Here is a 422-nt window from a genome sequence, read left to right as displayed (position 1 = left end):
GTAGGTAAGCAGCCAGAGTCTGAAGTTGGAAAGAATATCGAGCGTCTGTCAAAACAGATGAGCAGGATTACAGCTAACTTGCAGAAAACTGAGAATGCCTATATCTCTAATAGCCGGGCCATCGTTACCCAGGAGCGTAAGCGAATTGCTCGAGATTTGCACGATACGGTCAGCCAGGAGCTCTTTGCCTCTTCCATGATGTTGTCCGGTGTTGCTCAGAATCTGGAACATTTGGATAAAGAGCAGTTGCAAGAGCAATTAAGCCTAATCGAGACGACCCTGATCAGTGCTCAAAATGATCTGCGGGTCATGCTCTTGCACCTGAGACCAACTGAACTGCAGGGACGGACCCTCTCAGAAGGGATCTCCATGCTCCTCAAGGAACTCAAAGACAAGAGTAATATTGAAACAGTCTTTAAGGA

General features: G+C 47.2%; 1 protein-coding gene. It reads left to right on the top strand.

From position 1 onward, the window contains the following. Positions 1–57: 57 nt before the first annotated feature. A partial coding sequence (locus FH871_RS34980) for a histidine kinase (protein ID WP_229317782.1) occupies positions 58–422 on the top strand: 365 nt, incomplete at its 3' end.

The organism is Larkinella sp. C7, assembly GCF_006149005.1.
In the GTDB taxonomy this organism is placed as follows: Bacteria; Bacteroidota; Bacteroidia; order Cytophagales; family Spirosomataceae; genus Larkinella.
This window is presented reverse-complemented; position numbering and strand designations above follow the sequence as displayed.